23 protein-coding genes are annotated in these 25444 nt (G+C 70.8%); 11 read left to right on the top strand and 12 right to left on the bottom strand.

Annotation, left to right across the window (positions count from 1 at the left end):
- The first annotated feature begins 29 nt into the window (after positions 1-29).
- The 3 genes from mmsA (at position 30) to OHU34_RS29040 (ending at position 4798) form a co-directional block, all read left to right on the top strand.
- Positions 30-1580, top strand: a complete 1551-nt coding sequence (gene mmsA, locus OHU34_RS29050; protein WP_405769024.1) for a multiple monosaccharide ABC transporter ATP-binding protein — start codon at positions 30-32, stop codon at positions 1578-1580.
- Entirely contained in the window at positions 1577-2821 is a 1245-nt protein-coding gene (gene mmsB, locus OHU34_RS29045; RefSeq protein ID WP_142264082.1) for a multiple monosaccharide ABC transporter permease, read from the top strand. The genes mmsA and mmsB overlap by 4 nt, the downstream gene beginning before the upstream one ends.
- Positions 2822-3100: 279 nt before the next feature.
- A complete protein-coding gene (locus OHU34_RS29040; RefSeq protein ID WP_142264083.1) occupies positions 3101-4798 on the top strand; it encodes a histidinol-phosphate transaminase in 1698 nt (565 codons plus the stop codon).
- An 87-nt stretch (positions 4799-4885) separates the two neighbouring features.
- Here OHU34_RS29040 and OHU34_RS29035 read toward each other — a convergent pair whose 3' ends face one another.
- Both OHU34_RS29035 and OHU34_RS29030 read right to left on the bottom strand, forming a co-directional pair.
- Positions 4886-6319 carry a family 43 glycosylhydrolase gene (locus OHU34_RS29035; protein WP_230195946.1) on the bottom strand — a complete coding sequence of 478 codons (1434 nt, stop codon included), beginning with the start codon at positions 6317-6319 and terminating at the stop codon, positions 4886-4888.
- Complete coding sequence (locus OHU34_RS29030) at positions 6301-7353, bottom strand: arabinan endo-1,5-alpha-L-arabinosidase (RefSeq protein ID WP_405769020.1); 1053 nt, start codon at positions 7351-7353, stop codon at positions 6301-6303. Before OHU34_RS29030 ends, OHU34_RS29035 begins: the two co-directional genes overlap by 19 nt.
- 342 nt (positions 7354-7695) lie before the next feature.
- Between OHU34_RS29030 and OHU34_RS29025 the strand changes: the two genes are divergently transcribed.
- Both OHU34_RS29025 and OHU34_RS29020 read left to right on the top strand, forming a co-directional pair.
- Complete coding sequence (locus tag OHU34_RS29025) at positions 7696-8112, top strand: hypothetical protein (protein ID WP_142264085.1); 417 nt, start codon at positions 7696-7698, stop codon at positions 8110-8112.
- A 153-nt stretch (positions 8113-8265) separates the two neighbouring features.
- Entirely contained in the window at positions 8266-9033 is a 768-nt protein-coding gene (locus OHU34_RS29020) for an intradiol ring-cleavage dioxygenase (RefSeq protein ID WP_230195944.1), read from the top strand.
- Between the two features lie 93 nt (positions 9034-9126).
- On the opposite strand, the gene OHU34_RS29015 is transcribed toward OHU34_RS29020, so the two are convergent.
- Positions 9127-10254: an FAD-dependent monooxygenase gene (locus tag OHU34_RS29015; RefSeq protein ID WP_405769017.1), complete on the bottom strand. Its 1128-nt coding sequence runs from the start codon at positions 10252-10254 to the stop codon at positions 9127-9129.
- A 112-nt stretch (positions 10255-10366) separates the two neighbouring features.
- A complete protein-coding gene (locus tag OHU34_RS29010) occupies positions 10367-11017 on the bottom strand; it encodes a DUF4360 domain-containing protein (protein ID WP_020126967.1) in 651 nt (216 codons plus the stop codon).
- Positions 11018-11376: 359 nt separating this feature from the next.
- Here OHU34_RS29010 and OHU34_RS29005 point away from each other — a divergent pair, with 359 nt between their 5' ends.
- The gene (locus OHU34_RS29005; protein WP_142264088.1) at positions 11377-11865 is read left to right on the top strand and encodes a hypothetical protein; all 489 of its coding nucleotides are present in this window, start codon (positions 11377-11379) and stop codon (positions 11863-11865) included.
- A 106-nt stretch (positions 11866-11971) separates the two neighbouring features.
- On the opposite strand, the gene OHU34_RS29000 is transcribed toward OHU34_RS29005, so the two are convergent.
- Positions 11972-12349, bottom strand: coding sequence for a hypothetical protein (locus tag OHU34_RS29000; RefSeq protein ID WP_142264089.1), 378 nt, complete (start codon positions 12347-12349; stop codon positions 11972-11974).
- A gap of 195 nt (positions 12350-12544) precedes the next feature.
- On the bottom strand, positions 12545-13003 hold the full coding sequence (locus OHU34_RS28995; RefSeq protein ID WP_405769014.1) for an RrF2 family transcriptional regulator: 459 nt from the start codon (positions 13001-13003) through the stop codon (positions 12545-12547).
- A 183-nt stretch (positions 13004-13186) separates the two neighbouring features.
- On the opposite strand from OHU34_RS28995, the gene OHU34_RS28990 reads away from it, so the two are divergent.
- A complete protein-coding gene (locus OHU34_RS28990; protein WP_142264091.1) occupies positions 13187-13726 on the top strand; it encodes a transcriptional regulator in 540 nt (179 codons plus the stop codon).
- Positions 13723-15009, top strand: coding sequence for an MFS transporter (locus OHU34_RS28985; RefSeq protein WP_230195942.1), 1287 nt, complete (start codon positions 13723-13725; stop codon positions 15007-15009). The genes OHU34_RS28990 and OHU34_RS28985 overlap by 4 nt, the downstream gene beginning before the upstream one ends.
- Positions 15010-15086: 77 nt before the next feature.
- Here the strand turns inward: OHU34_RS28985 and OHU34_RS28980 are convergent, their stop codons facing one another.
- The 4 genes from OHU34_RS28980 to OHU34_RS28965 are packed head-to-tail and all read right to left on the bottom strand — an operon-like array spanning position 15087 to position 19845.
- Positions 15087-16598: an alpha-N-arabinofuranosidase gene (locus OHU34_RS28980; RefSeq protein ID WP_142264093.1), complete on the bottom strand. Its 1512-nt coding sequence runs from the start codon at positions 16596-16598 to the stop codon at positions 15087-15089.
- Positions 16599-16655: 57 nt separating this feature from the next.
- Positions 16656-17552 carry a carbohydrate ABC transporter permease gene (locus OHU34_RS28975; RefSeq protein WP_405769010.1) on the bottom strand — a complete coding sequence of 299 codons (897 nt, stop codon included), beginning with the start codon at positions 17550-17552 and terminating at the stop codon, positions 16656-16658.
- Complete coding sequence (locus tag OHU34_RS28970) at positions 17549-18490, bottom strand: carbohydrate ABC transporter permease (protein ID WP_142264094.1); 942 nt, start codon at positions 18488-18490, stop codon at positions 17549-17551. The genes OHU34_RS28975 and OHU34_RS28970 overlap by 4 nt, the downstream gene beginning before the upstream one ends.
- Positions 18487-19845: an extracellular solute-binding protein gene (locus tag OHU34_RS28965; RefSeq protein ID WP_405769008.1), complete on the bottom strand. Its 1359-nt coding sequence runs from the start codon at positions 19843-19845 to the stop codon at positions 18487-18489. The genes OHU34_RS28970 and OHU34_RS28965 overlap by 4 nt, the downstream gene beginning before the upstream one ends.
- Before the next feature lie 225 nt (positions 19846-20070).
- On the opposite strand from OHU34_RS28965, the gene OHU34_RS28960 reads away from it, so the two are divergent.
- The 3 genes from OHU34_RS28960 to OHU34_RS28950 are packed head-to-tail and all read left to right on the top strand — an operon-like array spanning position 20071 to position 23532.
- Entirely contained in the window at positions 20071-20694 is a 624-nt protein-coding gene (locus OHU34_RS28960; protein WP_230195939.1) for a toxin-antitoxin system, toxin component family protein, read from the top strand.
- Positions 20691-21962 carry an MAB_1171c family putative transporter gene (locus OHU34_RS28955; protein WP_142264096.1) on the top strand — a complete coding sequence of 424 codons (1272 nt, stop codon included), beginning with the start codon at positions 20691-20693 and terminating at the stop codon, positions 21960-21962. The genes OHU34_RS28960 and OHU34_RS28955 overlap by 4 nt, the downstream gene beginning before the upstream one ends.
- Positions 21955-23532 (top strand): pyridine nucleotide-disulfide oxidoreductase, encoded by a 1578-nt coding sequence (locus OHU34_RS28950; RefSeq protein WP_405769005.1) that lies wholly within the window; start codon positions 21955-21957, stop codon positions 23530-23532. Before OHU34_RS28955 ends, OHU34_RS28950 begins: the two co-directional genes overlap by 8 nt.
- A 258-nt stretch (positions 23533-23790) precedes the next feature.
- Here OHU34_RS28950 and OHU34_RS28945 read toward each other — a convergent pair whose 3' ends face one another.
- Together OHU34_RS28945 and OHU34_RS28940 are read right to left on the bottom strand one after the other, a co-directional pair.
- Positions 23791-24645: an SMP-30/gluconolactonase/LRE family protein gene (locus OHU34_RS28945; RefSeq protein ID WP_142264098.1), complete on the bottom strand. Its 855-nt coding sequence runs from the start codon at positions 24643-24645 to the stop codon at positions 23791-23793.
- Positions 24642-25415 carry an IclR family transcriptional regulator gene (locus tag OHU34_RS28940; protein WP_142264099.1) on the bottom strand — a complete coding sequence of 258 codons (774 nt, stop codon included), beginning with the start codon at positions 25413-25415 and terminating at the stop codon, positions 24642-24644. The genes OHU34_RS28945 and OHU34_RS28940 overlap by 4 nt, the downstream gene beginning before the upstream one ends.
- Positions 25416-25444 lie beyond the last annotated feature (29 nt).

Genomic DNA, 25444 nt, shown 5'->3' with positions numbered 1-25444 from the left:
TCGACCCTCAAGGATTGGAAGGCACGACCATGGCGGGACCCGTCCTGGAAATGCGCTCGATCGTCAAGACCTTTCCCGGTGTGAAAGCGCTGTCGGACGTCACTCTGACCGTCCGCCAGGGCGAGGTCCATGCCATCTGCGGTGAGAACGGCGCCGGAAAGTCCACCTTGATGAAGGTGCTCTCCGGTGTCCATCCGCACGGCACGTACGAGGGCGAGATCCTGTTCGAGGGAGAGACCGTCTCCTTCAAGGACATCCGGGCCAGCGAGCAGCGCGGCATCGTCATCATCCACCAGGAGCTGGCGCTGGTGCCGTACCTCTCCCTCGCGGAGAACATCTTCCTCGGCAACGAGCACGCCAGGCGCGGGCTGATCAACTGGAACGACACCCTGCGGCACGCCTCCGAGCTGCTGCGCCGGGTCGGTCTGAGCGATCACCCCGAGACCCGCGTCGCCGACATCGGCGTGGGCAAGCAGCAGCTCGTGGAGATCGCGAAGGCGCTCTCGAAGAAGGTGAAGCTGCTCATCCTGGATGAGCCGACCGCGGCCCTCAACGACGAGGACAGCGACAAACTCCTGGACCTCATCCTGGAGTTGAAGAAGCAGGGCATCACCGCGATCATCATCTCCCACAAGCTCAACGAGATCCGCAAGGTCGCGGACTCGGTGACGATCATTCGCGACGGGCAGTCCATCGAGACGCTCGACGTGAAGTCGGCGGAGACGAACGAGGACCGGATCATCAGCGGCATGGTCGGCCGCGACCTGGACAGCCGCTTCCCCGAGCGCACCCCGCACGAGGCGGAGTCGGGCGCCGCCCCGGCCCTGGAGATCCGCAACTGGACCGTGCACCACCCGATCGACCAGCAGCGCAAGGTCGTCGACGACGTGTCGGTCCAGGTGCGGCGCGGGGAGATCGTCGGCATCGCGGGCCTGATGGGCGCCGGCCGCACCGAGCTCGCGATGAGCGTCTTCGGACGCTCCTACGGCCGGCACGCGGGCGGCACCGTCCTCAAGGACGGCAAGGAGATCCGTACGAAGACCGTCGCGGAGGCGGTCGGGCACGGGATCGCCTATGTCACGGAGGACCGCAAGCACTACGGCCTCAACCTCATCGACACGATCAACCGCAACATCTCGCTGACCGCGCTGGACAAGGTGGCCAAGCGGGGGATCGTCGACGAGCACGAGGAGCGGCAGGTCTCCGAGGGCTACCGCAAGTCCATGAACATCAAGGCGCCGACCGTCTTCGAGCCGGTGGGCAAGCTGTCCGGCGGCAACCAGCAGAAGGTCGTCCTCAGCAAGTGGATCTTCGCGGGTCCGGACGTGCTGATCCTGGACGAGCCCACGCGCGGTATCGACGTCGGCGCCAAGTACGAGATCTACACGGTCATCGACCAACTGGCCGCCCAGGGCAAGGCGGTCGTCTTCATCTCCTCCGAGCTGCCCGAACTGCTCGGTATGTGCGACCGCATCTACACCATGGCCGCCGGGCGGCTCACGGGCGAGTTCCCGCGGGCCGAGGCCACGCAGGAAGTGCTGATGCGTCAGATGACGAAGGACAAAGAGGTATCGCGATGAGCACCGACGTGACCAAGAGCCCGGCAGCCGCGCCGCCCGGCAAGAGCGGCGGACCGGCGGCCGACGGCGGCCTGCTCCAGCTGGTGCTGGACGGCCTGCGCCGCAACATGCGCCAGTACGGCATGCTGATCGCCCTCGGCCTGATCGTCGCGCTCTTCGCGGTCTGGACCGACGGTGACCTGCTGCTGCCGCGCAACGTCTCCAACCTGGTCCTCCAGAACAGCTATGTGCTGATCCTCGCGATCGGCATGATGCTGGTGATCATCGCGGGCCATATCGACCTGTCGGTCGGTTCACTGACGGCGTTCATCGGCGCGTTCGCGGCCGTACTGACGGTGCAGCACGACGTCTCGTGGCCCGTCGCGGTGGTGCTGTGCCTGATCGTGGGCGCGATAGCGGGCTCGGTGCAGGGCTTCTTCATCGCGTATCTCGGCATACCGTCGTTCATCGTCACCCTCGCCGGCATGCTGATCTTCCGTGGCATGACGGAGATCTTCCTGGAGGGCCAGACCCTCGGCCCGTTCCCGGACGGTCTGCAGAAGATGGGCAACGGCTTCCTCCCCGAGGTCGGCCCGACCACGAACTACCACAACATCACGCTGCTGCTGGGCCTCGCCGTGATCGTCATGGTGGTGCTCCAGGAGGTGCGCGACCGCAAGCGCCAGCAGGAGTTCTCGCTGGACGTCGTGCCGCGCAACCTGTTCCTGCTCAAGATCGTCGCCATCGTCGCCGCGGTGCTCACCGTCACGATGCTGCTCGCCAGCTACAAGGGCGCGCCGATCATCCTGCTGGTCCTGGGCGCGCTGGTGGTCGGCTACGGCTACGTCATGCGCAACGCCGTCTTCGGCCGTCACATCTACGCGATCGGCGGCAACCTGCCGGCCGCGAAGCTGTCCGGCGTCAAGGACAAGAAGGTCACCTTCCTCGTCTTCCTGAACATGGGCGCGCTCGCTGCCCTGGCGGGACTCGTGGTCGCGGCCCGGCTGAACGCGGCCGGCCCCAAGGCCGGTCTGAACTTCGAACTCGAGGCGATCGCGTCGGCGTTCATCGGCGGCGCGTCCATGAGCGGCGGTGTCGGCACCGTCCTCGGCGCGATCATCGGTGGTCTCGTCCTCGGCGTGCTGAACAACGGCATGAACCTGCTCGGCGTCGGCAGCGACTGGCAGCAGGTCATCAAGGGCCTCGCGCTGCTCGCCGCGGTCGGTTTCGACGTCTGGAACAAGCGCAAGTCCGGTTCGTGACGCGTCCGCAGCGCTAGGACGGGTCCGCAGCTCAGGACCGGTCCGCAGCCCAGGACAGGCAGGGCCCCGCCGACACCGGCGGGGCCCTTTCGCGATGCCCCCGGGAGCCGTGGTCACGACGCCTTCACAGGTGGCCCACAAGTTCTTACCGATTCCTCAGCGGTTGAACAGCGCCACCCAAACCTTCGTATGTAAGGGCGGCCCGCGCTCCCCCGCGCGGGCCACCCAATGACGACGGGCCCGGTCGTCCCCGCCGGGCCCGCCCCATACGGAGGTTCCATGGCCGACAACGTCTCCTCGTTGTTCCGCAACACCGCGGCACACAGCCCGTCGATGGCGGCGCTGACGCGAGAGGGCGGCGAGGGAGTCGGCCCGGTGGACTTCTGTATCCCCTGCAACCCCTACTTCCCCACCCCGGCCATGATGGACACCATGGCCGCGCGGCTGCGGGACATCATCACGTACTACCCGAGCGGCGCCGACACGATCACGGCCGAGCTGTGCAACCTGCTCCAACTCCCGCCGCAGGCGGTCGCGATGGGCAACGGATCGACCGAGCTGATCACCTGGATCGACCACCTGCTGGTGCGTGAGTCCCTCGCCGTCCCCGTCCCCACCTTCGGCCGCTGGACCGACCAGCCCATGGAGACCGGCAAGCGGGTCGACATGTTCCCGCTCCAGGAGTCCAGCGGCTTCGCCCTGGACCTCGCGCAGTACGCCGAGTTCATCCGGACCCGCGGCACCAGGGCCGCCGTCATCTGCAACCCGAACAACCCCGACGGCGGCTTCCTGCACAAGCACGCACTCGTGCAGTTCATGGACGCGATGGCCGACCTGGACCTGATCGTCATCGACGAGTCGTTCCTGGAGTTCGCGGACGCGGAGCAGGAACCGAGCGTCGTGCAGGAGGCGATGATCCGGCCCAACGTCATCGTGCTGCGCAGCCTCGGCAAGAACTTCGGTCTGCACGGCATCCGGTTCGGCTACATGGTCTCCAACCCGTCGCTCGCCGGCCGGGTCCGCTCGATGCTGCCCAAGTGGAACCTCAACGCCTTCGCCGAGTACGTGGTGTTCATGCTGAAGGAGCACGGCCCCGAGTACGCGCAGAGCCTGATGCAGGTGCGCCGGGACCGTCTCGACATGGCGAGTCAGCTCAGCGCGCTGCCCGGGCTGACCGTCTACCCCTCCCAGGGGAACTTCCTCTTCGTGCGCCTTCCCGTCGGCGCCGAGGGCACCGTGGTCCGCGACCGGCTGCTCGCCGAGCATCGCATCCTGGTCCGCGAGTGCGGCAACAAGATCGGTTCGTCCAGCCGCTTCCTGCGGCTCGTGGTGCGCCCCCAGGTGGACGTTCGTCGCCTGGTGTCCGGCCTGGAACAGGTGCTCTACGGGACCAGGAGGGGAGCCGCCGTGCCCGAGCTGAGCACCGGGACCAGCTACAGCTCGGGCACGCCGGCGGTGGACCGGCTGGTCACCAACGGGTCCGGCATGCACAACCTTGCCGCTCAGGCCATGGGCGTCGCGATGCCGTCGACGGCGTCCGCCGTCGGCGCCCCGACGCCGATGCCCGCCCCGCCGATGGCCCCGGCGATGGCGCAGGCCACTCCGTCCGACGGCGCCGGGATGCCGATGCCGGCAGCGGCCCAGATCTTCCCCCAGTCGGTGCCCACCCCGGCCCCCGCGCCGGCCCCCGCCCCCGTCCCGGCCGCGGCTCCGCCGATGGCACCGGCCGCCGCGATGGCACCGGCCGCGATGGCCCCCGCCATGGCCCCCGCGGCCATGGCCCCCGCGGCGATGGCCCCCGCCATGGCTCCGGCCCCCGCCCCGCCGATGGGCCCGACCCCGCCCGGCGTCCCGGCCCGCGGCGGCCTCACGGCCGCCCAGGTCCGGGGCACCAACGGCCTCTCCCCCGCCGCCGCGACAGGCTGGCCGAACGCTCAGAGCTGGCCGAACGCGGCGGGCATGGGCCAGGCGGGATAGGACTTCGTACCGCCGACCCGTTGCGCCCCGAACGGCCGATGGCTGCTCGGGGCGCAACGGGTCGGCAGAAACTTCACCGCACACCGGCTACACCGGCTCCAGCCTCCACTGCTGGCACGTGTTGTTCAGCCAGGACCACTGACGTACGTCGGCGGAGTCCGCGGTGGAACAGTCGGCGACGTCGGCGACCTTCCCCGTGGACTGGTTGACGATACGGACGTATCCGCTGTCGGTGGTGAGGAAGCGGAAGCGCTGGCAGGTGTTGTTCAGCCAGGTCCACTGACGCAGGTCGGCGCCGTCCGCGGCGGAGCAGTCGGCGGTGTCGAGGACCTTGCCGGTGGCCACGTTGACCAGTCGGCTGGTGTCGTCGCCCTGGTCCTCGATCCGCCAGCGCTGGTTCGTGCCGCCGTTGCAGGTGTACTGCTGGACGTCGGCGCCGTCCGCCGCTGAACTCCCTGCCACGTCGAGGCACTTGCCGCTGTTGCGGTTGGTGATCCGATAGGTGGTGGCGGTGGCCGAAGGTTCACCGGAGGGGCCGCTGCCGGCCGAGCCCAGCGCCACGGGCGTGCCCAGGTTCGGGGTGCCGTCGGAGTTCCAGGTGAACTTCTGGGCCCGGGTCGTACGGCCGTTGTCGCAGCCGTCCGAGGCCGAGTCGTTGGCGTGGTAGACGATCCAGCTCTCGGTGCCGTCCGGCGAGCTGAAGAAGCCGTTGTGGCCGGGGCCGTAGACGCCCGCGGAGTCGTTGCGCTGGAACACCGGCGTGGACTTCTTCGTCCAGGACGATGCCGCGAGCGGGTCGGAGCCGGTGAGGGTGAGCTGGCCGAGTTTGTAGTCGGGGGTCCAGCAGCCGCTCGCCGAATAGACCAGGAAGGTCCTGCCGCCGCGTTGCAGGATCTCCGGGCCCTCGTTGACCGAACCTCCGGACGTCTCCCAGGAGTTGGTCGGCGTGGAGATGGTCGAGAAGCCGGTGGCCAGGGTGTACGGGTTGGACATCCGGGCCGCCACGAGGTTCTGCGTCCCGCCGCTCGCACTGCCGAACAGGTACAGCTGACCGTTGATGGTGGCGACCGTCGGATCCAGCATCCAGGCGGAGTTGAGCTGGTTCTTGTAGGTGTACGGACCCGTCGGGTCGGAGCCCGCGCTCTCCAGGACGTGGGTGCGCTGGGTCGGGTTGTAGTCGGTGACGTTCTGCCCGGCGACGTAGTACAGGTACCAGCGGCCGTTGAGGAAGTGGATCTCGGGCGCCCAGATGTTGCAGCACCGCGAAGCGGCGTCCCCGGTCCACACCTGGATGTTCGGCGCGGTGGCGAGCCCCGCGAGGGTGGCGGACTTGCGCATGGTGATGACGTTCGTCCAACTCGTCGTCACCAGGTAGTAGTTGCCGTCGTGGTACGCGATCCAGGGGTCGGCGCCCTTCTGTGCCTTGATCGGGTTGGCGACGGTGGCCGCGCTCGCCGAGGGCTGTCCGATCGCCAGGGCGAGCAGCAGCGCGGCCAGCAGGGTCAGTAGGCGACGGGCCATCCACTGCTCCAGTTCAAGAGGTTGATGCCGAGCTTGGGAGTGCCGTTGTCGTTGCCGTCGTAGTAGTGGTAGACGATCAGGTCGCCGTCGGTGTCGTGCAGGATCGACTGGCCGCCGGGGCCGATGACGCTGCCGTGGGACTCCAGAACCGCCGTGCCGCCGTTGTTCGTCATCGCGACGCCGTTCTTGTCGTAGTAGGGCCCGGTGACGGCGGTGGCGCGGCCCGCCTTCACCTTGTAGGTGGAGCTGGTGCCGGCGCAGCAGGTGTCGTAGGAGGCGAAGAGGTAGTAGTAGCCGCCGCGCTTCACGATGTAGGGCGCCTCGACGGCCTTGGTCCCGGTGGGGCGGGAGGCGATCGAGCGCCGGGCGGTGTCGGACGCGAGCTGCTTGCCGGTGGCCGGATCGATCCGGATCACCTTGATCCCCGTCCACCAACTCCCGAACGAGAGCCACCACTTGCCGTCGTCGTCCACGAAGAGGTTCGGGTCGATGGCGTTGTAGTCGCTCGACGTGATGGAGGTGTAGACGGTGCCGTAGTCGGTCCATGAGCCGGGGAGTCCGGTGCTCGAACCGGCCAGTCCGATCGCGGACTTGTTAGATCCGAAGGTGGAGACGGCGTAGTACATCAGGTACTTGCCGCCCTGGTAGGAGATGTCGGGCGCCCAGGCCTCGGTGGTGCCGTAGGAGGACCACCAGCTCGGCCGGGTGGAGAAGGCGTCACCGCCCGCGCTGAACGCGATGCGGTCGGTGGAGGTGCGGTAGGACAGACCGCCACCGGTCGCGTAGAGGAGGTAGCGGCCGGCCGAGGTCCGGATCATCGTCGGGTCGTGCACGACGGTGGAGCCGGTGACCGTACCGGGGTTGGGGTACGCGGAGGCGGTGGACGGGATCAGGGCGAGCAGGACCGCCGCCGGAACGGCGAGCAGTGCGGCCCTGCGGGCCGAGCGGGGCGTGCGGGATGTGCGGGATGCGTGGGGTGTGCGAGACGTGCGAGAGGTATGGGGCGTGTGGGGCGTGCGAGAGGTGCGGCTCATGCGGACGCTCCTTCGTGGGGGAATCATTCGTTCGCGATACCGAACAACATTCGCGTCGTCGGACGGGACCGTAGGATCGAACCCCTCGCGCGTCAATGCTTCGCGCGCGCACCCGAAAGTCTTCGAGAAACGGCACACGGCCCCTCGCGGTACGGCGTGGACGGCTCCCGTGACCACCCGACCGACACTCCTCCCACCCGGGGAGTGCCCAGCTCAACCCGGCCGCAGGCATATGACACACGAAAGTGTGTGATGCGGCGTTTCCTCTGGTTCGAGGCGATCCGCTCTGGTTCCCTCACGGACTGTGCCGTCCGGCACGCGCCCCTCGCACCCGGAGTGAACATGGCAGCCCTGACCGACGGCCTCTACCAGATCCTCTTCACCAACGAGCAGCTCCTCACCGCACCCGACGCCCGGCCGGACGCGCCGCTGATGCTCCTGCCGCAGGAGGACGGGCTCCATCAGGAGTGGAAGGTGACCGGCAAGGGCGGCGACACCTACACCATCAGCCTCCCCGACGGGCTGATGCACGCGAGCTACGACGGCGAACCGGACACGCACGAACCGGCCCTCCTGCGCCTCGAGCCCCGCGAGTGGAACCTCATCCCCGGCCAGGAGCCCGACACCTACCAGATCGCCGTCGTCGACGCCCCCATGCGGCTGGGTCTGAGCCTGCTGCGGATCTACCCGCCGCGCGTCGCCCTGGCTCCCGAGTACGGCGACCGGTACCAGGCCTGGATCTTCAAGAACATCGGCTAGCCCCGCTCGAGCCGCTCCGCCACCCCGCCGCCCGTCAGCCCGCCGACGGGCGGCACCCTCATGTCGACACTTGCCCGGCAAGTAGCTTGACGGCGCCTCACTTTGCCGAACTGACAGCCTGTCGACAGGAAGCGTTTCTACGGTGTCGTGCTCATGACAGACACCTCAGATGCGCGCCCCTCCGTCGCGCGCCGTACCGTACTCGTCGCCTCGGGCGCGACCGCAGCGGCCCTGGCCGTAGGCGCCGCTGCCACGCCCGAGGCCCCCACCGCCGACGCCGCCGACACCGCCCCCGTCGCCGCCGCGGCCGTCTGCACCCTCACGAAGGAGATGACCGAAGGCCCCTACTACCTCGACGGACAGTACGTCCGCGCCGACATCACCGAGGGCAAGGCGGGCATCCCGCTGAAGCTGACCCTCACGGTCGTCGACGACGACACCTGCGTGCCCCTCTCCAACGCCCTCGTGGAGATCTGGCACTGCGACGCCCTCGGCGAGTACTCCGGCTTCGTCGGGAACAACGGCCACAACGAACCGGACAGCGGCACCTTTCTGCGGGGCGGTGTCCTCACGAACTCCGGCGGCGTCGCGAACATCACCACGGTCTACCCGGGCTGGTACCGGGGCCGCTGCGTCCACATCCACATCAAGGTCCACACGAACGTCACCCTGACCTCGGACGGCTCCTTCACCGGTGGCCAGGAGCTCCACACCGGTCAGCTCTTCTTCAACGAGACGATCACGACGGCCGTCGCGAAGATCTCCCCGTACTCGACCAACACGGTCACCCGCACCACCCTGGCCCAGGACTCGATCTACGACGAGGGAGGCGCCGCCTCTGGCCTGCTGACCCTGACGGCCCTGGGCAGCTCGACGTCCGCCGGGTACGCGGGAACGCTGACGCTCGGGGTCGAGAACTGACCTCGACGAGGCACCGTACGACCCGTACGACCTGCACCACAGGTACGACCCGTACGACCCGTACCGCATGACCGTCCCCCGTTCGACTGGGCGTCACCGCAGCCGCGGTGGCGTCCAGTCGGCATGCCGCAGGGCGGCCCGCAGGGTCGGTCCGGAGGGCGCCAGCCGCAGGACACCGTTGCGGAGCGCCACGGCGAGGGGGTGGGTCAGCCCGTGCCCCAGCCGGCCGGCCAGGCGGGCGGCGCGGGCCACGGAACGGCTGCGCCGCCGGCGGACCGCGTCGTAACGGCGCAGCGCGGCCGCGGTGGTGGGCCCGGTCGCCAGACAGGAGGCGAGTACGGTCGCGTCCTCCAGCGCCTGACTGGCGCCCTGCCCGAGGTTCGGGGTCATGGCGTGGGCGGCGTCGCCGAGCAGCGCGACCCTGCCGACGGTGAACGCGGGCAGCGGGATGACCAGTTCGTGGATGTCGTGGTGCAGGACGTCCTGCGGCCGGGTCGCGTCCAGGAGGGCGGGGACGGGCTCGTGCCAGCCGTGGAAGCGCCGGCGCATCGCGGCGAGCGGGTCGGCGTGTCTGACGCCCGGCGGTGCGGTGAGCACCGCGTGCCATTCGGCCCGTCCGTCGGCGAAGCGGAGGTGCCCGAACTCGGCGCCCCTGCCCCAGGTCAGCTCGAGATCGGGCAGGTCGTGGAGCGGACGCGCGGTGACGGCCCGCAGGACCGTCGAACCGCTGTAGACCGCTCCGGGGTGCCGGGGGAACAGCTCGGCGCGCAGCCGACTGTCGACACCGTCGGCGGCGACGACGAGTTCGGCGTCGCCGCCCGCACCGCCGACCTCGGTCACCTCCACCCCGGTACGCACCCACCCGGCGGGCAACGCCTCGCGCAGGACGCGGTGGAGGTCGGCGCGGAGCACGCCGACGACGGGCGTCCCGAGCCGGCGCTCCAGGGCCGCGCCGTCCATCCGGGACAGCATGCGGCCGTCGGGGGTGAGGGTGCCGCCCGTGTACACCGGCCGGACGACGGCCCGTATCGCCTCGCCGACGCCCAGCGCGTCCAGCGCCCGCATCCCGTTGGCGTGCAGGGAGATCCCCGCGCCCACGTCGGCGAAGGCGGGGGCGCGTTCGAGGACCGTCGCATCCCAGCCGATCCGGCGCAGCCCGATCGCGGCGGCCAGCCCGCCGATACCTCCGCCGACGACCACCGCGCTGCGACTGCGACCCATCCCCCACGCCCCCTCCGTCCGCCGGCAGGGCGAGCCTGCGTGCCCACCGGGGGCACCGCGTGGGCCGGGTTCGTGGCCCACGCGGCGAGGTGACCCGAAGGTCGGGACGGACTCACTTGGCCGGGCACTCCTGCCAGGCCATGTGGTAGATCGTACTGAGGTCGCCGTCGGTCGAGTCCATGGTCATGAAGCTGACCTTGCTCGGCGAGGACGTGCCCGCGTTCACCCGGAGCTCGGTGTTGATGTTGAAGTTGCGCTGAACTCCGCAGGGGGCCCAGACCAGTTGGGCCCAGTCCGTGCTGTCGGTCGCCTGCCAGCTGTCGTTGAGGGAGCCGCTGAAGTTGTGGTTCTTGAACACGGTCTGCGACGAGCCCTGGAAGTAGTACGAGGCCCGCTGTACGGCGGTCGCGCCGGACTGGAGCGAGGCGTAGCCGCGGTAGTCCGCCTTGGCGATGGCGTACGTGAAGCCCGAAGGGACGTGGACGATCAGATTGAGCTGGCAGTTCTTGCGGAACGCCGTCGGGTTGGAGCCTCCGCCGACCTGGGCGAGGTAGTCGCTGTAGGTCACGGTGAAGGCGGTGTTGTCCTCGGAGACGGCGACGGCCGCCGTACCCGCGGGACAGCCCGAGCCGTTCACCGTGGCGACGTCGATGACGATCTTGTCCGGGGGCGGGTTGTCGAACACGGGGGACGAGTTGTGCGCGGGTATCGCCGCGGTGATGAGAGCGGCGACCGCACCGCCCAGGAGCAGCCCACTTGCCATGGTCTCTGTCCTTCGTTCGGATCGGTGGGGGGTGGATGCGCGCCCGGCTCGGCACAGCAACTCTGTGAAGAATCAATGGAGTTGCTGTGAAGAACCGGGGCGATCGCATCGTAGGGAGAGCAGTGGGGCGCGCCCAGGCCGAACTCCGGCCATTCACCACGGCCCGTTCACACCCGGTCGCTCCGGGTCAGGGCGCGAGGGGGCGCCCCACCCCCGCCCCGCCGCCCGCCGCCGGCCGGCCTCCGCCACGACGCCGTCTGAACTCGCTTGAAAACAAGGGTGGTTGACCGTTGCATCCCCAGGCCTTGCACAGCCCCGCATAAGGGGTTTCCTCAGAAACGCCCCTAGCTTCACGCGACATGACGGGAAACACCGAGCACCACAACGAGAACGAGACCATCAGCTCCGACGACAGCCGGCAGCCCGGTAGGCACCGGCCGGACACGTCCATGAAGCGGCGCCGCGTCCTGATCGGCGGTACGGCGGTCGCCGCCGCCGGCGGGCTCGCCGTCGCCGGGTTCGCCTCGGCCGACACCACCGACGGGACGGCGTCCTCCGCCGAGGCCGCGGCCGAGGCCTCTTCCGGCACCTCCACCACCAGCGGCGTCTGCACCCTCAACGCCGAGGTCATCCACACCGGTCAGCTCTTCTTCGACCCCGACATCAACGAGGAGATCCAGGCGACCTCGCCGTACTCCGCGAACACCACCAAGGAGACGGCCCTCGCCGACGACAGCATCTACGACGACGGGGGCGCCTCCTCCGGTCTGCTCACCCTGACCGCCCTCGGCTCCGGTGTGTCCGACGGCTACAGGGCGACGATCACCGTCGGCGTCGACTCCGCCTGACCGCCGCGCCGCCTGACCGCCGCGCCGCCCGGACGGCGCCGACGACCGCGGCCCGCACCCGTACGAGGTGCGGGCCGCGGTCGTCACGCCGGTGCCGGGCCGGGTCCTAGTAGGTGTAGCTCAGACCCGACTTGTAGGGCGTGAGGGACCGCTGGCCGACGACTCCGCGGTAGGTGTACCAGCCCCACTTCTTGCAGATGGTCTGGTAGCTGAGTGTGTTGTGGGCACCGGCCCCCACCCGGACCCGCGGATAGATGACGTTGTCGCCCCAGTCGCCGCCGGCCGGTCCGCTCGAATAGGCGTCCACCGCCCAGTACACGCCGACGACCGAACCGCCCGCCGGACAGTTCCAACTGCCCAGGTTGACCCAGACGTTCCCGCCGGTCCACGCGCTCGCGGGTGCAGCCGCGAGACCGACGACACCAGCCGCCGTCATCGCCCCCGCGGCCCACAGCCGCGCTCGGCGCACGATCGACCTGCCCATGTGACCCTCCCCTTCGGTGCAGCCGGAGTCTCGACTTCTCGCCCTGTCGCTCCGGCAGGCCAGGATCGTGTCACGCGGTGAATCGCGGCCGCTCCGGGTTCTTCGAAGCTCGAAAATAGGAGATCTGTACGCAGTGCGCCGGGCGGGTTCCCTGTCGGCCGCCCAGGGTCGGGCGATGCGGGTGGTGGCCGTGACTCACGGGTTCTCCCAGGCCGCCGGTTCCTCGGCGAGCGCCTGGACCGGGTCCGGCAGGGTGTCCGCCGCGATGTCGGCGATCGTGACGCCCTCCAGGATCCGCCGCACGTTCGCCCGCAGCGCGATCCAGAGCGGCAGCAGGGGCTGCGCCGAGCCCGTGTACGTCAGGCCGGTCGGGCGCTCTCCGCGTACGGACACGATCGGGCCGTCCACCGCCCTGATCACGTCCGCGACCGTGATCGCCGCCGGATCGCGGGCCAGCCGGTAGCCGCCGCCTCCGCCGCGCCGGCTGTCGACGATCCCACCGCGTCGCAGGTCGCCGAGGATCCCCTCGAGGAACTTGTGCGGAATGTCCTGCACGGCGGCGATCGACTCGGCCTTCACCGGGTCGCCGCCCTGCCGTACGGCGAGCTCCAGTACCGCCCGCACCGCGTAGTCCGCCCGTGCCGAGATCCTCATGGGCCCATTGTGCCGTCAGCCGCCCGCCGTCACGGGTCGGGCGCGATCCGGTGCCCGGCGCCGGACGGGCGCCACCGGTCGGCCGGTCGGGCGCGCCCGACCGGGAAACGAAGGTGTCCGGCGATTCCGAACGCTCGGGCAAAACCCCTTGCCCAATGGTCAAGAAGTGTTGACCATTGGGCCATGCCCACCGATGATGTTCCCGAGGCCCTCCACGTCACCACGGACGAGCAGCTGCGCGCCGTCTCCAGTCTCACCCGCCACCGGATCATGGCCGTGCTCCGCTTCGAGCCCGCGACGATCACGCAGATCGCCGAGCGAGTGGGCCTGGCGAAGGGGAGTTCCAGCTACCACGTACGGCTGCTCGAACGGGCCGGCCTGGTGAAGGTGGTACGAACGCGCAAGGTCCGGGGGGTCACCGAGCGGTACTACGCGATGGCCGCGCGGGCGATCGTGCTGCCGGATCCGGGCGAGGGCGGGCCGGATGTGCTGATCCGGCACGCGGTGGCGGACCTGGAGGCAGCGCCGGCGGATGCCGAGCGGCACGTACGGATGGCGCATCTGCGGCTCACCGAGGAGCAGTTCGCCGAGCTGGGGGCGCGGTTGCAGGCGCTGGCGGACGAGTACCGGGAGCTGTCCGATCCATCGCTGCCGGACGCGTCACTCGTCTTCGCACTGTTCCACCCGGCATCGCGCCGGCAGGCCGAAGGGGACGCCAAGTGACCTCAGCCATACGGAAGTTGCCGACCGGGTTCGGACGGCTGTGGACCGCGCAGACGGTGTCCTCGCTCGGTGACGGGGTGTCGCATGCCGCGTTGCCGCTGCTCGCGCTGACGTTGACGCGGGATCCGATGGCGCTCGCCGTCGTCACGGCCGCCGGAACGCTGCCGTGGCTGCTCTTCGGGGTGCTCGGCGGGGCACTGGTGGACCGATGGGACCGCCGGCGCACGATGTGGGTCACGGACGCGGCGCGTGCCGTGCTGCTCGCGATACCGGCGGCAGCGGCCGCGCTCGACGTGCTGAGCATTCCACTGCTCGCGGCCGTCGCCTTCCTCCTCGGCCTCGGCGGGCTCTTCTTCGACACGGCCGCCACGGCCTACCTGCCGGATCTGCTCGGGCGCGACCCCGCGCTCCTGGAGCGCGCCAACTCCCGCCTGCGCGGCACCCAGACCGCCGCCTCCGGCTTCGCCGGGCCGCCCGCGGGCAGTGCCCTGCTCGCGCTCGGGCGGGCGGTTCCGCTGCTCGCCGACGCGGTCTCGTTCGCGCTCTCCGCACTGCTCGTACGGTCACTGCCCGCCGCACCCCGGCCCGCACCGCAGGCCCGCGAGTCGCTGCTGCGGCAGGCGCGGGCCGGCGCCTCCTACGTATTCCGGGATCAGCTGCTGCTCGGGCTCGCGCTGCGTCCGGCGGTGGGGAACATCGCCTTCCTCGCCGTGGAGACCGTACTGGCCCTCTTCGCGCACGATCGTCTCGGCATCGACACCTTCGGCTTCGGCCTGCTCCTCACGGCGGAGGCCACCGGCGGTCTGCTCGGCGCGGGCATCGCCTCCTTCCTCGGCCGACGACTCGGCACCGGCACCGCACTGACCTGCACGGCCGCCGTCGAGGGACTCGCCGTCCTGGGCCTCGCCGCCGCCCCGAACCCGTACGTCGCCGGCCTCGCGCTCGCCGTCTGCGGAGCGGGCATGGGCGCCACGATGGTGCTCGGCCCCTCCCTCCGACAGGCGATCGTCCCCGCCCACCTGATGGGCCGGGTCGCCTCCACCTCCCGGATGCTCGCCATGTGCGCCGCCCCGTTCGGCGCCTTCCTCGGCGGCTGGCTGGCCGGCACCTACGACGTACGCACCCCGCTCTACACCGCCGCCGGCCTCCTCCTCACCATGACCGCCATCACCGCGACCATGACCAGCGACCGCCGGGTCGAGGCGGCGCTGCGTGCGGCTGCCCCCGCCGATGGTCCGGATCACTCGGAATCCCGGGATCCCGTTCAGCAGCGTGCCGTTTAGGGCAATGCGGACGGCCGGGCGCCGATCCCCCTCGTACGCCCGGCCGCGCCCGGCCGCTTCCGGTCAGGCCGGCCTGATCACGCGAGCCTGATCACGTTCCAGGACAGCGGCTCCAGCGTCGCCGTCAGCGCGCCGTCCGTCAGCGCCGTGCCCTCGGCCGGGTGCGGGGCGACCCGCTCGGGGTCGGCGAGGGTGTTGCGGGCGTCCGGGTCGGCGTCCGCGAGCACACTGTGTTCGACGACGGAGGTCAGGTCGAGGCCGGTCAGCCCGATGTGGAGCGGCAGCGCCTCGGTGCGGCTGCGGTTGACGGCGAACACGGTGACTGTGCCGTCGTCGGCGCGGACGGCGGTGGCGTGCAGAAGGTCCGCCTCGCCGTACTTGGCCGTCACATACGTCGGTGAGTCGACCCGCACGTCGAGGACCGTGCCCCGGCCGTGCCGGGACGCCTGCGCGAACGGGAAGAACGTCGTCTGCCGCCAGGCCGGGCCGCCCGGCTCGGTGAGGATCGGCGCGATGACGTTGACGAGCTGGGCGAGACAGGCGACCGTCACCCGGTCGGCGTGCCGCAGCAGCGCGATGAGGAGCGAGCCGAAGACGACCGCGTCCATGACGCTGTAGTTGTCCTCCAGCAGCCGGGGGGCCTCGGCCCAGTCCCGCGCGCCGGAGTTCTCGATCGCGTGCCACCCCGAGATGTACCAGACGTTCCACTCGTCGAAGGAGAGGTTGATCTTCTTCTTCGACTTGAGCTTCGCCCCGATGTGGTCGCAGGTGGCGACGACGTTCTCGATGAACGACTCCATGTCCACGGCCGAGGCCAGGAAGGAGTCGACGTCACCGTCCTGCGGCTCGTAGTAGGCGTGCAGGGAGATGTAGTCGACCAGGTCGTAGGTCTCCGCCAGCACCTTCGCCTCCCAGTCGGCGAACGTCGGCATCGACTGGCTGGAACTGCCGCAGGCGACGAGTTCCACCGTCGGGTCCATCTGGCGCATGGCGCGGGCCGTCTCGGCGGCGAGCCGGCCGTACTCCTCGGCCGTCTTGTGGCCGGTCTGCCAGGGGCCGTCCATCTCGTTGCCCAGGCACCAGACCTTGATGCCGAAGGGGTCCTTGTCACCGTGGTCGGCCCGCAGGTCCGAAAGCGCCGTGCCGGCCGGGTGGTTGGCGTACTCCTGGAGTTCCAGGGCCTCCGCCACGCCCCGCGTGCCGAGGTTGATCGCCATCATCGGCTCGGCCTGCGGGCCGATCTTCCTCAGGAAGGCGATGTACTCGGAGAGCCCGAAGCGGTTCGTCTCCGTCGAGCGCCAGGCGAGGTCCAGGCGGCGCGGGCGGTCCTCGGCGGGGCCGACCGAGTCCTCCCACTTGTAGCCCGAGACGAAGTTGCCGCCCGGGTAGCGGACGGCGGTGACGCCGAGTTCGCGGACCAGCTCCAGGACGTCGGTCCGCAGTCCCGCCTCGTCGGCGGACGGGTGGCCGGGCTCGTAGAGACCGGTGTAGACACACCGGCCCAGATGCTCCACGAAGCTACCGAAGAGACGGGGGTTCACTTCGCCGATGGTGAAGACGGGGTCGAGGGTGAGACGTGCGGTGCGCATGTACGCCTTTCGAGGAGGGGGTGCTTGTCCGTCGGGAGTCGGGGGTCCGTCTCCGGATCACTGGCCCGCCAGACCCGTGTGGGCCACGCCCCGCACGATCTGGCTCTGGAAGAAGACGAACACGACGATCAGCGGAAGGCCGGCCAGCAGTCCGCCGGCCATGAGCTGGGGCCAGACGATGCCGAAGGCGTTCTGCACGGTGGCGATGCCGTTCGGCATGGTCATCAGATCGGGGTTGTTGGTCACCATGTAGGGCCACAGGAAGTTGTTCCAGGAGGCGATGAAGGTGAAGATGCCGACCGCCGAGAGGGACGGCTTCGACAGGGGCAGGACGATCGTGAAGAAGATCCGCCAGCGGCCCGCGCCGTCGATGAAGGCCGCCTCCTCCAGCTCCTTCGGCAGGGACTGGAAGAACTTGTAGAGGATGTAGACCATCGCGGCCGGCGCGCACTGCGGAAGGATCATGCCCCAGTAGGTGTCCACCATGCCGAGCGACTGGACCGTGGTGAAGAGCGGGACGCCGAGGATCGCCGGGGAGAACATCAGGCCCGCCATCGTCAGCGCCATCAGCGCCGACTTGCCGCGGAACTCCGTGCGCGCGAACCCGTATCCCGCGAGGGAGGCGACCGCGAGGACGATGAAGGTGACGCAGACGGACACGACGACCGAGTTGACGAACCAGTTGGGGATGTTGCCGGCCTCGATCACCGCCTTCCAGGACTCCGCGGTGAAGTCCTGCGGGATCCAGTGCGGGGACGTCACCGATTCGGTGGCGGTCTTGAGTGACGTCGACAGCGCCCAGGCGAGCGGGGCCAGCCAGACCAGGGAGAGGGCCGCCGCCACCAGAGTGAGGGCGATCTGGGCCGGGGTCCAGGTGCCGCCCGGCCTGCGCACCGCGGGAGTCGGGGACGTCGGCAGCGCGGTCGGCGTCGTCGGCGTGGGCAGCGTCGTCATCGGGTGGCGACCTCCTCGCGGTTGCGCAGCAGCCACATCCGCCCGAGGGCGACGGCCGCGACGATGATGAAGAGGATGAAGGAGATCGCGGAGGCGTAGCCCACGCGGTAGCTGGTGAAGCCCTGTTCGAGGGTGTACTGCACGAAGGTGCGGGTCGATTCCTCCGGTCCCGGTCCGAACTGGTACATCACCACGGCCTGGTCGAAGACCTGGAGCGAGGCGAGGATCTGCAGGGCGAGGACCAGGCCGGTGATGTTGCGCAGGTTGGGCACGGTGATGTGCAGCATCCGCTGGAACGCGTTCGCCCCGTCCAGCTCGGCCGCCTCGTAGAGGTGGTGGGGGATGTTCTGAAGGGCGGCCAGGTAGAGGAGGAAGGAGAAGCCGACCGTCCACCACAGGGTCGCGACGACGACCGCGAGCATCGCCGTGGACTTCTGGGTGAGCCACGGGGTGTCCAGGCCGAGCACGTGGTTGACCATGCCGTTGGTGGGCTGGAACAGCCACCACCACAGGTTGCCGATGACCGCGGAGGGCAGCAGGAAGGGCGCGAAGAAGCACAGCCGCCACAGCCACTTGAAGTGCACCGTGTGGTGGGCGATCAGTGCCATCAGCAGGGCCACGACGACGATCACCGGGACCACGTAGAGCGTGAACTGCACGCTGTGCCAGAGGGAGTCCCAGACCAGGTCGTCCTTCAGGGCCTCGCGGTAGTTGTCGAGGCCGACGAAGCCGGTGTGGTCGCCGGAGATGTTGGCGTCGGTGAAGCTCAGGTAGAGCCCGCGGACGACCGGCAGCACGACGAACAGTCCGTACAGGACGAAGAACGGGGCCACGAACCAGCCGCCGTGCTGGAAGCGGCGGCCCCAGCGGGCGCGGGCGGATTCGGCGGCGACCGCGGTGCGCGGCGGCAGTGTCCCGACGTGCGCCAGCGTGCTCATGCGCCGGCTCCCTTCGGCTCCTGGGCTGCCGTGCGGCCGTCCATCGGGTTCTTCATCGCCAGCAGCTGCGCCAGCGCGGACTTCATCCGGCGGGCGGCCGCGTCCGGGGCGGCCGAGCCCAGGTTGGAGGCGGCCACGATCGGCCCGACGCGCTGGGCGAGGATGCCGGTGGAGCCGGCGAACCAGATGTGCGGTTCGTTGGCCTGGTGGTCCATGGCGGGGCGCGAGTACTCGCTCTGCGGTGCCAGTTCCAGGTAGGCCGGGTCCTTGAAGGTGGGCAGATAGGCCGGGACATGGCCGCCGTTGGCCCAGGTGGTGGCGTGGGTGACCATGTAGGCGGCGAGCCGGTAGGCGCCCTCGTCGGCGTCCCCGCCGCGGTCGGCCTGGTGGGGCAGGACGAAGGAGTGCGACTCGGCATGGGTGGCCGGGGTGCCGAATACCGGGGGCAGCGGCTGGGCGCCGTACTCGACCTTCTCGCCGTTGAAGTACGGCACCGACCAGTTGCCCTCCCAGGTGAACGGCGAACCGGCGAGGAACGCCTCGCCGTCCGCCTCGCCGACGGTGACGTAGCCGTCGGTGACGTGCTTGCGGAAGAACTCCAGGACCTGGGTGGCCTTGTCGGTGTCGAAGGTGACGCTCGTGTGGTCGTCGTCGAAGTAGGTGCCGCCGAGCTGCTGGTAGAAGGCGACGAAGAACCACCAGCAGAAGTTCTGGTCGTTGGCGTGCAGGCCGAGTGTCTGCTGCCCCTTCTTCAGCTGTCCCTTGGCCTCCTTCAGGATGTCGAACCACTCGTCGGTGGAGCCGGCGGCGGGGAGGCGGCCGGCGGTGTCGAGGAGTCCCGCCTTCTCGCAGACGTCCTTGCGGTAGAAGTTCAGCTGGACGTGGATGTCCAGCGGCAGCGCGTACAGCTCGCCGTCGACGATCCCTCGTTGCCACAGCACCGGGTTGAAGTCGGCCTCGCGTACGCCGTGCTCGGCGAGGAGGTCCACGTCCCAGGGGTCCAGGAGGCGGCCGGGCGCGAAGCCGGGGACGCGGCCCTGGTGCATGACCCCGAGGTCGGGTGCGCGGTTGCCGGCGGCGGCCATGGCGAGCTTGGTGTAGTAGGGGCCGCCCCAGGCGAGGGTGGAGTCCTTGACTGCGACGTCCGGGTGGCCGTCGCGGAAGGCGTCCACCATCGCCACCTGGTTGGCGCCGTCGCCGCCCTGGAAGAGGTTCCAGTAGCGGACCCGGGTCTGTGTCCCGGCGGCGAGCGCGTCGGCTCCCGTGCCGAGGGCGGCGAAGCCGAAACTGCCCGCCACCGCCAACCCGCCGGCGGCGGCGAGAAGTTGCCTGCGATTCAGGCCAGGTTGTCCCATACCTTGCCCCTGTCGTTCTATTGGTTCGACATTTCGAATTCCGCTCGTAACTTCGAACGGGACCGTAAAATCGATGCGCCCGCGCGTCAATGGTTTTGACGGGATCTATGACAGCGCTTTCTATCGGCACCCCCGACGGCCCCGTGAGAACTTCCCGTGACGTGGGCACAACCAGCCGCGTAGGCTCGAACGGGCTGCCGTACGGCGGTTGAGAAGGGGGAGCGGATGGACATCGCGGGCGCGCGCGGGAGGGCGGCCCGGATCGGCTCGGCGCTGCGGCGCGCGAGAACCGGACCGGCCATGCGCGAGCTGACCGGCGATCTCTCCGCCGCGCTACGGGCCCGCCCCGGTCGGCCGGTCGGCGTGCGGGACGTGTGCCGGGCACTGTGCGAGGAGATGTCCGCACGGCGTGGCGGGCGGCCCGTCGAGGTGCGGTTCGAGCGGTTCCCCGACGAGATCGAGGTGACCGGGCTGTGGGTCGAGTTCCAGGACTTCGACCTGGTCATCGTCGAGGAACGGGCCGAGGACGTGCAGCAGTTGGTCATCCTCGGACATGAGTTGTGGCATCTGCACGCCGGTCACCGGCATCACCACCACGGCGTCGGCACGATGGCCGCGGGCGTGCTGGCCGGACAGTCCGGCTGGGACTCCCTCGCGCTGACCGTCGCCGCCCGCAACGGCTCACGGGAGGACGACGAGGCCGAGGCCGACGACTTCGGCCACCGTCTCGCGGCCCGATTCCGGCGCTATCTGTCCGACTCGGGGCCGGCCGCCGCCGGGCCGGGCGGGGAGACGGCCGCGGTCCAGCGGACCCTCGGCTACCGCGGACGCAGGGACACCACGCGGTGAGTCACGGGCTGTACGTCTCCTTCTGGCTGCCCACCGTGGTCCTGGGCGCGGCCCTCGCCATCAAGCTGCCCAGCATCCTCAAGCTCTGGCGGGACCCGCTGCTGCGCGCCGTCGGCGGTCTGCTGGTCTTCGCCTGCGCCGTGTTCGTGTTCGCGGCCCCCAAGACCATCGCCTGGACCAACCGGGTCACCGGCGTGCCGAACATCGCGGCGCCCTGGGTGTACTCGCTGCTCACCGCGCTCTCCGCGTCCTGGCTGCTGCTGATCATCGCCTGGCGCAACGGCCGTACCGAGCGCTCGGCCCAGACCCGGCGGGCGACCCGCTGGGTGGTCTCCGTCTACGCGGGGGTGGTCGTCGCGCTGTGGGTGCTCTTCGCGCTCGCCGACGTCCCCGTGGAACAGATCCGGGACCTGGACACGTACTACGCCAACACGCCCTTCATGCGCGAGGAGATCCTGCTCTACCTGCTCGCGCACACGGTGGCCTGCTCGGTCACCGCCCGGCTCGTCTGGAACTGGAGCCGCACCGAGGGCCTCGACGCCTGGCTGCGCTGGGGACTGCGGTTCCTGGGGGCCGGCTATGTGACGAACCTGCTGTTCAGCGCGGCCAAACTGACCGCCGTCGGGGCCCGCTGGACCGGGCACGACCTGGACTGGCTGAACACCAACATCGCCCCGTCGGCCGCCTGCATCGCCGCCACCCTGGTCGCGATCGGCTTCATCGTCCCGCACGCCGGCCAATACCTCCAGGAGCGGTGGCGGATCCGCCGCCGGCACCGGAGCCTGCGGCCCCTGTCCCGGCTGATGCGGAGCGTCACCGGCGCCCGCGAGCCCTTCGACCTGCGCGCCACGCCGGAACTGCGGCTGATCCGGCGCGAGACGTTCATCCGCGACGCGCTGCTGCAACTCGCCCGGTACCTCGACGACGGCCTGCGCGCGCGGTCCTACGACGCCGGCGTCGCCCTCGGCTTCGAGCGCGGCCGGGCGCAGGCCCTCGCCGCCGCCGTGACGCTCCTGGACGCGGTCGAGGCCCGGGAGCGGTCGCTGCGGCAGCCTCAGCCCCCGGAGGCCGCCTCCTCGGCCGCCGCAGCGGCCTCCGCCACCTCCCCCACCACCTCGGCGGACCCGTCCGGGTCCGCCCGTCCGGACACCACCTACCTCCTGCGGGAGATCCAGGCCGTGTCCCGCGTCCTTCGCCACCCCGTCGACATCCAGGCGGTCCGCGCTCACGCGGCCGCCCCGGCAGAGAGCATGTCCACGCATGAGTGAACCCTCCACCCCCGCCAGAACCGCCGTAGTCCTGGGGGGATCCCATGCGGGCATGCTCGCGGCACGCGCCCTGGCCGGCCTCGCCGACCGGGTCGTGGTCGTCGAGCGGGACGTCCTGCCCGACGGCCCCGCCCCGCGCAAGGGCCTGCCCCAGGCCCGCCACGCCCACATGCTGTGGTCGGGTGGCGTGCGGGCGGTGGAGGAACTGCTGCCGGGCGTCACCGAGGCCCTCCTGGCCGCCGGGGCACGCCGGGCGCCGGTCACCACGGACATGGTCGTCATGGGCGCACGGGGCTGGTTCCGACGGTGGCCCGAGTCGCACCACGTGATCCTGGCCGGCCGCGACCTCCTGGACGCGACGATCCGGGCCCAGGTTCTCGCCGACGACCGGATCGAACTGCTCTCGGGCGTCGAGGTGCTGGGCCTGACGGGCGACGCTGGGGCGGTCACGGGGGTACGGGTGAGAGCCCGGGGCGGCCCGGCGCCGACCGCTGCCGCAGCGCCGGGTGCGGATGCGGGGTCGGGAGCGGTCGGGGGAGCGGTCGGGGACTCTCGCTCGGCGGCGAGTTCGACCGCGGGCCCGGCACCGGACTCCGGCTCGGCACCGGACTCCGGCTCGGCCACGGGCGCGGGGCCGACCCCGGGCGCGGGCGCGGAGTGGGTGGTTCCCGGCGGGCTGGTGGTCGACGCGACCGGGCGCGGGTCACGGGTCGGGCGGTGGCTGACCGAGCTCGGGCTGCCCGAGGTGGAGCGGCGCGAGGTGGACTCCGGGCTGGCCTACGCCAGTCGTCTCTATCGCGCGCCGGAGCAGGCCCGGTCCGGGTATCCGATCGTCAACGTGCAGCCCGACCCGCGGGCCGGGGGGCCGGGACGGGCGGGATTCCTGCTGCCCATCGAGGACGGACACTGGATCGCCACCCTCAACGGCACCCGGGGCGGCGAACCCTCCACCGAGAACGACGACTTCGTCCGCTTCGCCCGCGAGGAACTGCGCCACCCGGTCATCGGCGAGCTCCTCGAGCAGGCCGAGCCGGTGTCCGACGTGGCGTACACCCGGGCCACCGTCAACCGTCGGCACTTCTACGAGCGGATGCCGGCCTGGCCGGAGAACCTGACCGTCGTCGGCGACGCCCTCGCCGCCTACAACCCGCTCTACGGCCACGGTCTGGCCGTCGCCGCCCAGAGCGCGGTGATCCTGCGGGACGTGGTGCGCCGGCGTGGATGGGGCTCCGCCGGGCTGTCCCGGCGGGTGCAGAAGGCGGTGGCCCGGCCCGTGAGCACCGCGTGGGACCTCGCCGTCGGCCAGGACGTGTTCTGCCCGGGCGCGACGGAGGACGGACCCAGCCTCCGGGACCGGCTCGTGGCCGCGTATGTCGGCCGCCTGATGCTCACGGCCACCGGCAACGGCCGGATCGCCCGCCGGGTGACGGACGTGACGTCGCTGGAGCGGGGGCCCGAGGTCCTGCTGGCTCCGTCGGTGCTGCTGGCGGCCGCGCTGGGGCCATGGAAACCGGCCCTGACCGGACCACCGCTGACCGGGGACGAGCTGAAACGGGCGGGACTGGAGTAGCCAGGGACGGGCGGACGGTGCGGGACGAGCGGACGGTGCCGCCCGGACGGACGGTGCCGCGCGGACGGAGCCGGGCAGTTCGGGGCGGCCGGAGCGGACAGGTGGCCGGAGCAAACGGGGCCGCCGGAGCGGGACGGGGTGGCGCGGGGCGGTGCACCCGCCTGCGCCGACCCGACAGCCCGCACCCCGCCGACCGCCCCGGCCGCACTGCGCCGGGCCGATCGCCCGGCTTCGTCCGGCCGCCTGCCGGGTGCGCGGTCAGCCCGCGAACGGCGGTTGCGGCAGTCCCTTCCCGGCACTCGGTATCACCAGCAGCGAGCCGGCGACCGGGTGCGGTGACTCCAGGCCCACCCGGGCGGTGGTGACGTACAGGTCGGCCAGGTCGGCCCCGCCGAACGCGCAGGCCGTGACCCTCGGGGTCGGGAGGGTGAGCACCCGGTCCAGATCGCCCGCCGGGGTGTAGCGGCGTACCGCTCCCCCGTCCCACAGCGCCACCCACACGCAGCCGTCGGCGTCGACCGTGAGGCCGTCGGGGAAGCCGGCCCCGTCCTCGATCTCGACGAGGGTGCGGCGGTCGCCGACCCGCCCGTCCGCCGAGTACGCGAAGACGTCGACCCGGCGCGTCGGCGAGTCGATGTAGTACATCAGCGTCCCGTCCGGGCTCCAGCCGGTGCCGTTGCTGACCGCCACGTCGTCGAGGACCGGCTCGGGCGGGCCGTCGCCGGTGACCCGGTACAGGGTGCCGCCGCCCGGGGCCTCGTCGTAGCGCATGGTGCCGGCCCAGAGGGAGCCGTCGGGCGCGACGGCGGCGTCGTTGGCCCGGCGGCCGGGGACCGGCTCGTGGTGCAGCCAGCGAAAGCTGTCGTCCGGGTCGAGCAGGCCCACGCCGTCCCGGAGGTTGAGGACCAGGCCGCCCCCGGCGCGCGGCTTGGCCGCGCCCACGTGCTGGTCGGTCGTCCGGACCGTGCGGCGGCCGGTCGAGGGGTCGTAGCCGTGCAGGCGGGAGCCGAGTATGTCCAGCCAGAGCAGCCGGCCGGTGACCGGGTCCCAGGTCGGCCCCTCGCCGAGGGTGGCCTCGGCCCGCACGGCCACCTCGTACGACGTCGTCGTCATGCCACGCTCCGGTAGCCCAGCAGCTCGGACAGCTCGGCGGCGCCCTTCGCGGCGAGCTGCTCCAGTTCCACGCGGCGCTCGTCGCTCCAGCGGATCATCGGCACGGAGATGGACAGGGCGGCGACGACCTGGCCCGTGCGGTCGCGCACCGGCGCCGCCACACAGCTGACGTCCGGGTTGGACTCGCGGCTCTCCACCGCGACGCCCCGCTCCCGGATCTCCGCCAGTGCCTCACGCAGGGCGCCGGGCTCGGTGATGCTGTTCGGGGTCATCCGGATCAGGTCGGCGTCGTCGGGGATGCGCGCGCTGAGCTCCGGCTCGGAGAGCGAGGCCAGCAGCATCTTGCCGACGGACGTGCAGTGGGCCGGGAGACGGCGGCCGGCGGCCGACACCATCCGGACCGCGTGCGTGGAGTCGACCTTGGCGATGTAGATGACGTCCGTGCCCTCCAGGATCGCCACGTGGACCGTCTCGTCACACGTCTCAGCGACGGTGCGCGCGACCTGCTGACCCTCGGCGGCGAGGTCGAGCTGCTCGGCGTAGCGGCTGCCGAGCTGGTACGGACGTACGCCGAGGCGGTAGCGTCCGGGCTGTCCCGGTACGGCCACGATGTACGACCGTGCCGAGAGTGTGGTCACCAATTCGTGCACGGTGGTGCGCGGAAGCTGGAGCTTGCGCACGATGTCGGGGGCGGAGAGCGAACCGTCCCCGTCGAGGAAGAGCTCGAGAATGTCGAGAGCTCGGGTCACGGCAGGTACGAGGCGTCCCACAACCGGCCCCCTCCCTTAGGTAGTCGTCT

This window comes from Streptomyces sp. NBC_00080 (assembly GCF_045041255.1).
Taxonomy (GTDB): domain Bacteria; phylum Actinomycetota; class Actinomycetes; order Streptomycetales; family Streptomycetaceae; genus Streptomyces; species Streptomyces coriariae.
The sequence above is the reverse complement of the archived record's forward strand: the minus strand, read 5'-3'. Positions and strand labels throughout refer to the sequence as shown.

Coding starts and splice junctions, on each gene's coding strand:
- mmsA (WP_405769024.1), top strand. CDS start 30: ATGGCGGGACCCGTCCTGGAAATGCGCTCGATCGTCAAGACCTTTCCC.
- mmsB (WP_142264082.1), top strand. CDS start 1,577: ATGAGCACCGACGTGACCAAGAGCCCGGCAGCCGCGCCGCCCGGCAAG.
- OHU34_RS29040 (WP_142264083.1), top strand. CDS start 3,101: ATGGCCGACAACGTCTCCTCGTTGTTCCGCAACACCGCGGCACACAGC.
- OHU34_RS29035 (WP_230195946.1), bottom strand. CDS start 6,319: ATGGCCCGTCGCCTACTGACCCTGCTGGCCGCGCTGCTGCTCGCCCTG.
- OHU34_RS29030 (WP_405769020.1), bottom strand. CDS start 7,353: ATGAGCCGCACCTCTCGCACGCCCCACACGCCCCATACCTCTCGCACG.
- OHU34_RS29025 (WP_142264085.1), top strand. CDS start 7,696: ATGGCAGCCCTGACCGACGGCCTCTACCAGATCCTCTTCACCAACGAG.
- OHU34_RS29020 (WP_230195944.1), top strand. CDS start 8,266: ATGACAGACACCTCAGATGCGCGCCCCTCCGTCGCGCGCCGTACCGTA.
- OHU34_RS29015 (WP_405769017.1), bottom strand. CDS start 10,254: ATGGGTCGCAGTCGCAGCGCGGTGGTCGTCGGCGGAGGTATCGGCGGG.
- OHU34_RS29010 (WP_020126967.1), bottom strand. CDS start 11,017: ATGGCAAGTGGGCTGCTCCTGGGCGGTGCGGTCGCCGCTCTCATCACC.
- OHU34_RS29005 (WP_142264088.1), top strand. CDS start 11,377: ATGACGGGAAACACCGAGCACCACAACGAGAACGAGACCATCAGCTCC.
- OHU34_RS29000 (WP_142264089.1), bottom strand. CDS start 12,349: ATGGGCAGGTCGATCGTGCGCCGAGCGCGGCTGTGGGCCGCGGGGGCG.
- OHU34_RS28995 (WP_405769014.1), bottom strand. CDS start 13,003: ATGAGGATCTCGGCACGGGCGGACTACGCGGTGCGGGCGGTACTGGAG.
- OHU34_RS28990 (WP_142264091.1), top strand. CDS start 13,187: ATGCCCACCGATGATGTTCCCGAGGCCCTCCACGTCACCACGGACGAG.
- OHU34_RS28980 (WP_142264093.1), bottom strand. CDS start 16,598: ATGCGCACCGCACGTCTCACCCTCGACCCCGTCTTCACCATCGGCGAA.
- OHU34_RS28975 (WP_405769010.1), bottom strand. CDS start 17,552: ATGACGACGCTGCCCACGCCGACGACGCCGACCGCGCTGCCGACGTCC.
- OHU34_RS28970 (WP_142264094.1), bottom strand. CDS start 18,490: ATGAGCACGCTGGCGCACGTCGGGACACTGCCGCCGCGCACCGCGGTC.
- OHU34_RS28965 (WP_405769008.1), bottom strand. CDS start 19,845: ATGGGACAACCTGGCCTGAATCGCAGGCAACTTCTCGCCGCCGCCGGC.
- OHU34_RS28960 (WP_230195939.1), top strand. CDS start 20,071: ATGGACATCGCGGGCGCGCGCGGGAGGGCGGCCCGGATCGGCTCGGCG.
- OHU34_RS28950 (WP_405769005.1), top strand. CDS start 21,955: ATGAGTGAACCCTCCACCCCCGCCAGAACCGCCGTAGTCCTGGGGGGA.
- OHU34_RS28945 (WP_142264098.1), bottom strand. CDS start 24,645: ATGACGACGACGTCGTACGAGGTGGCCGTGCGGGCCGAGGCCACCCTC.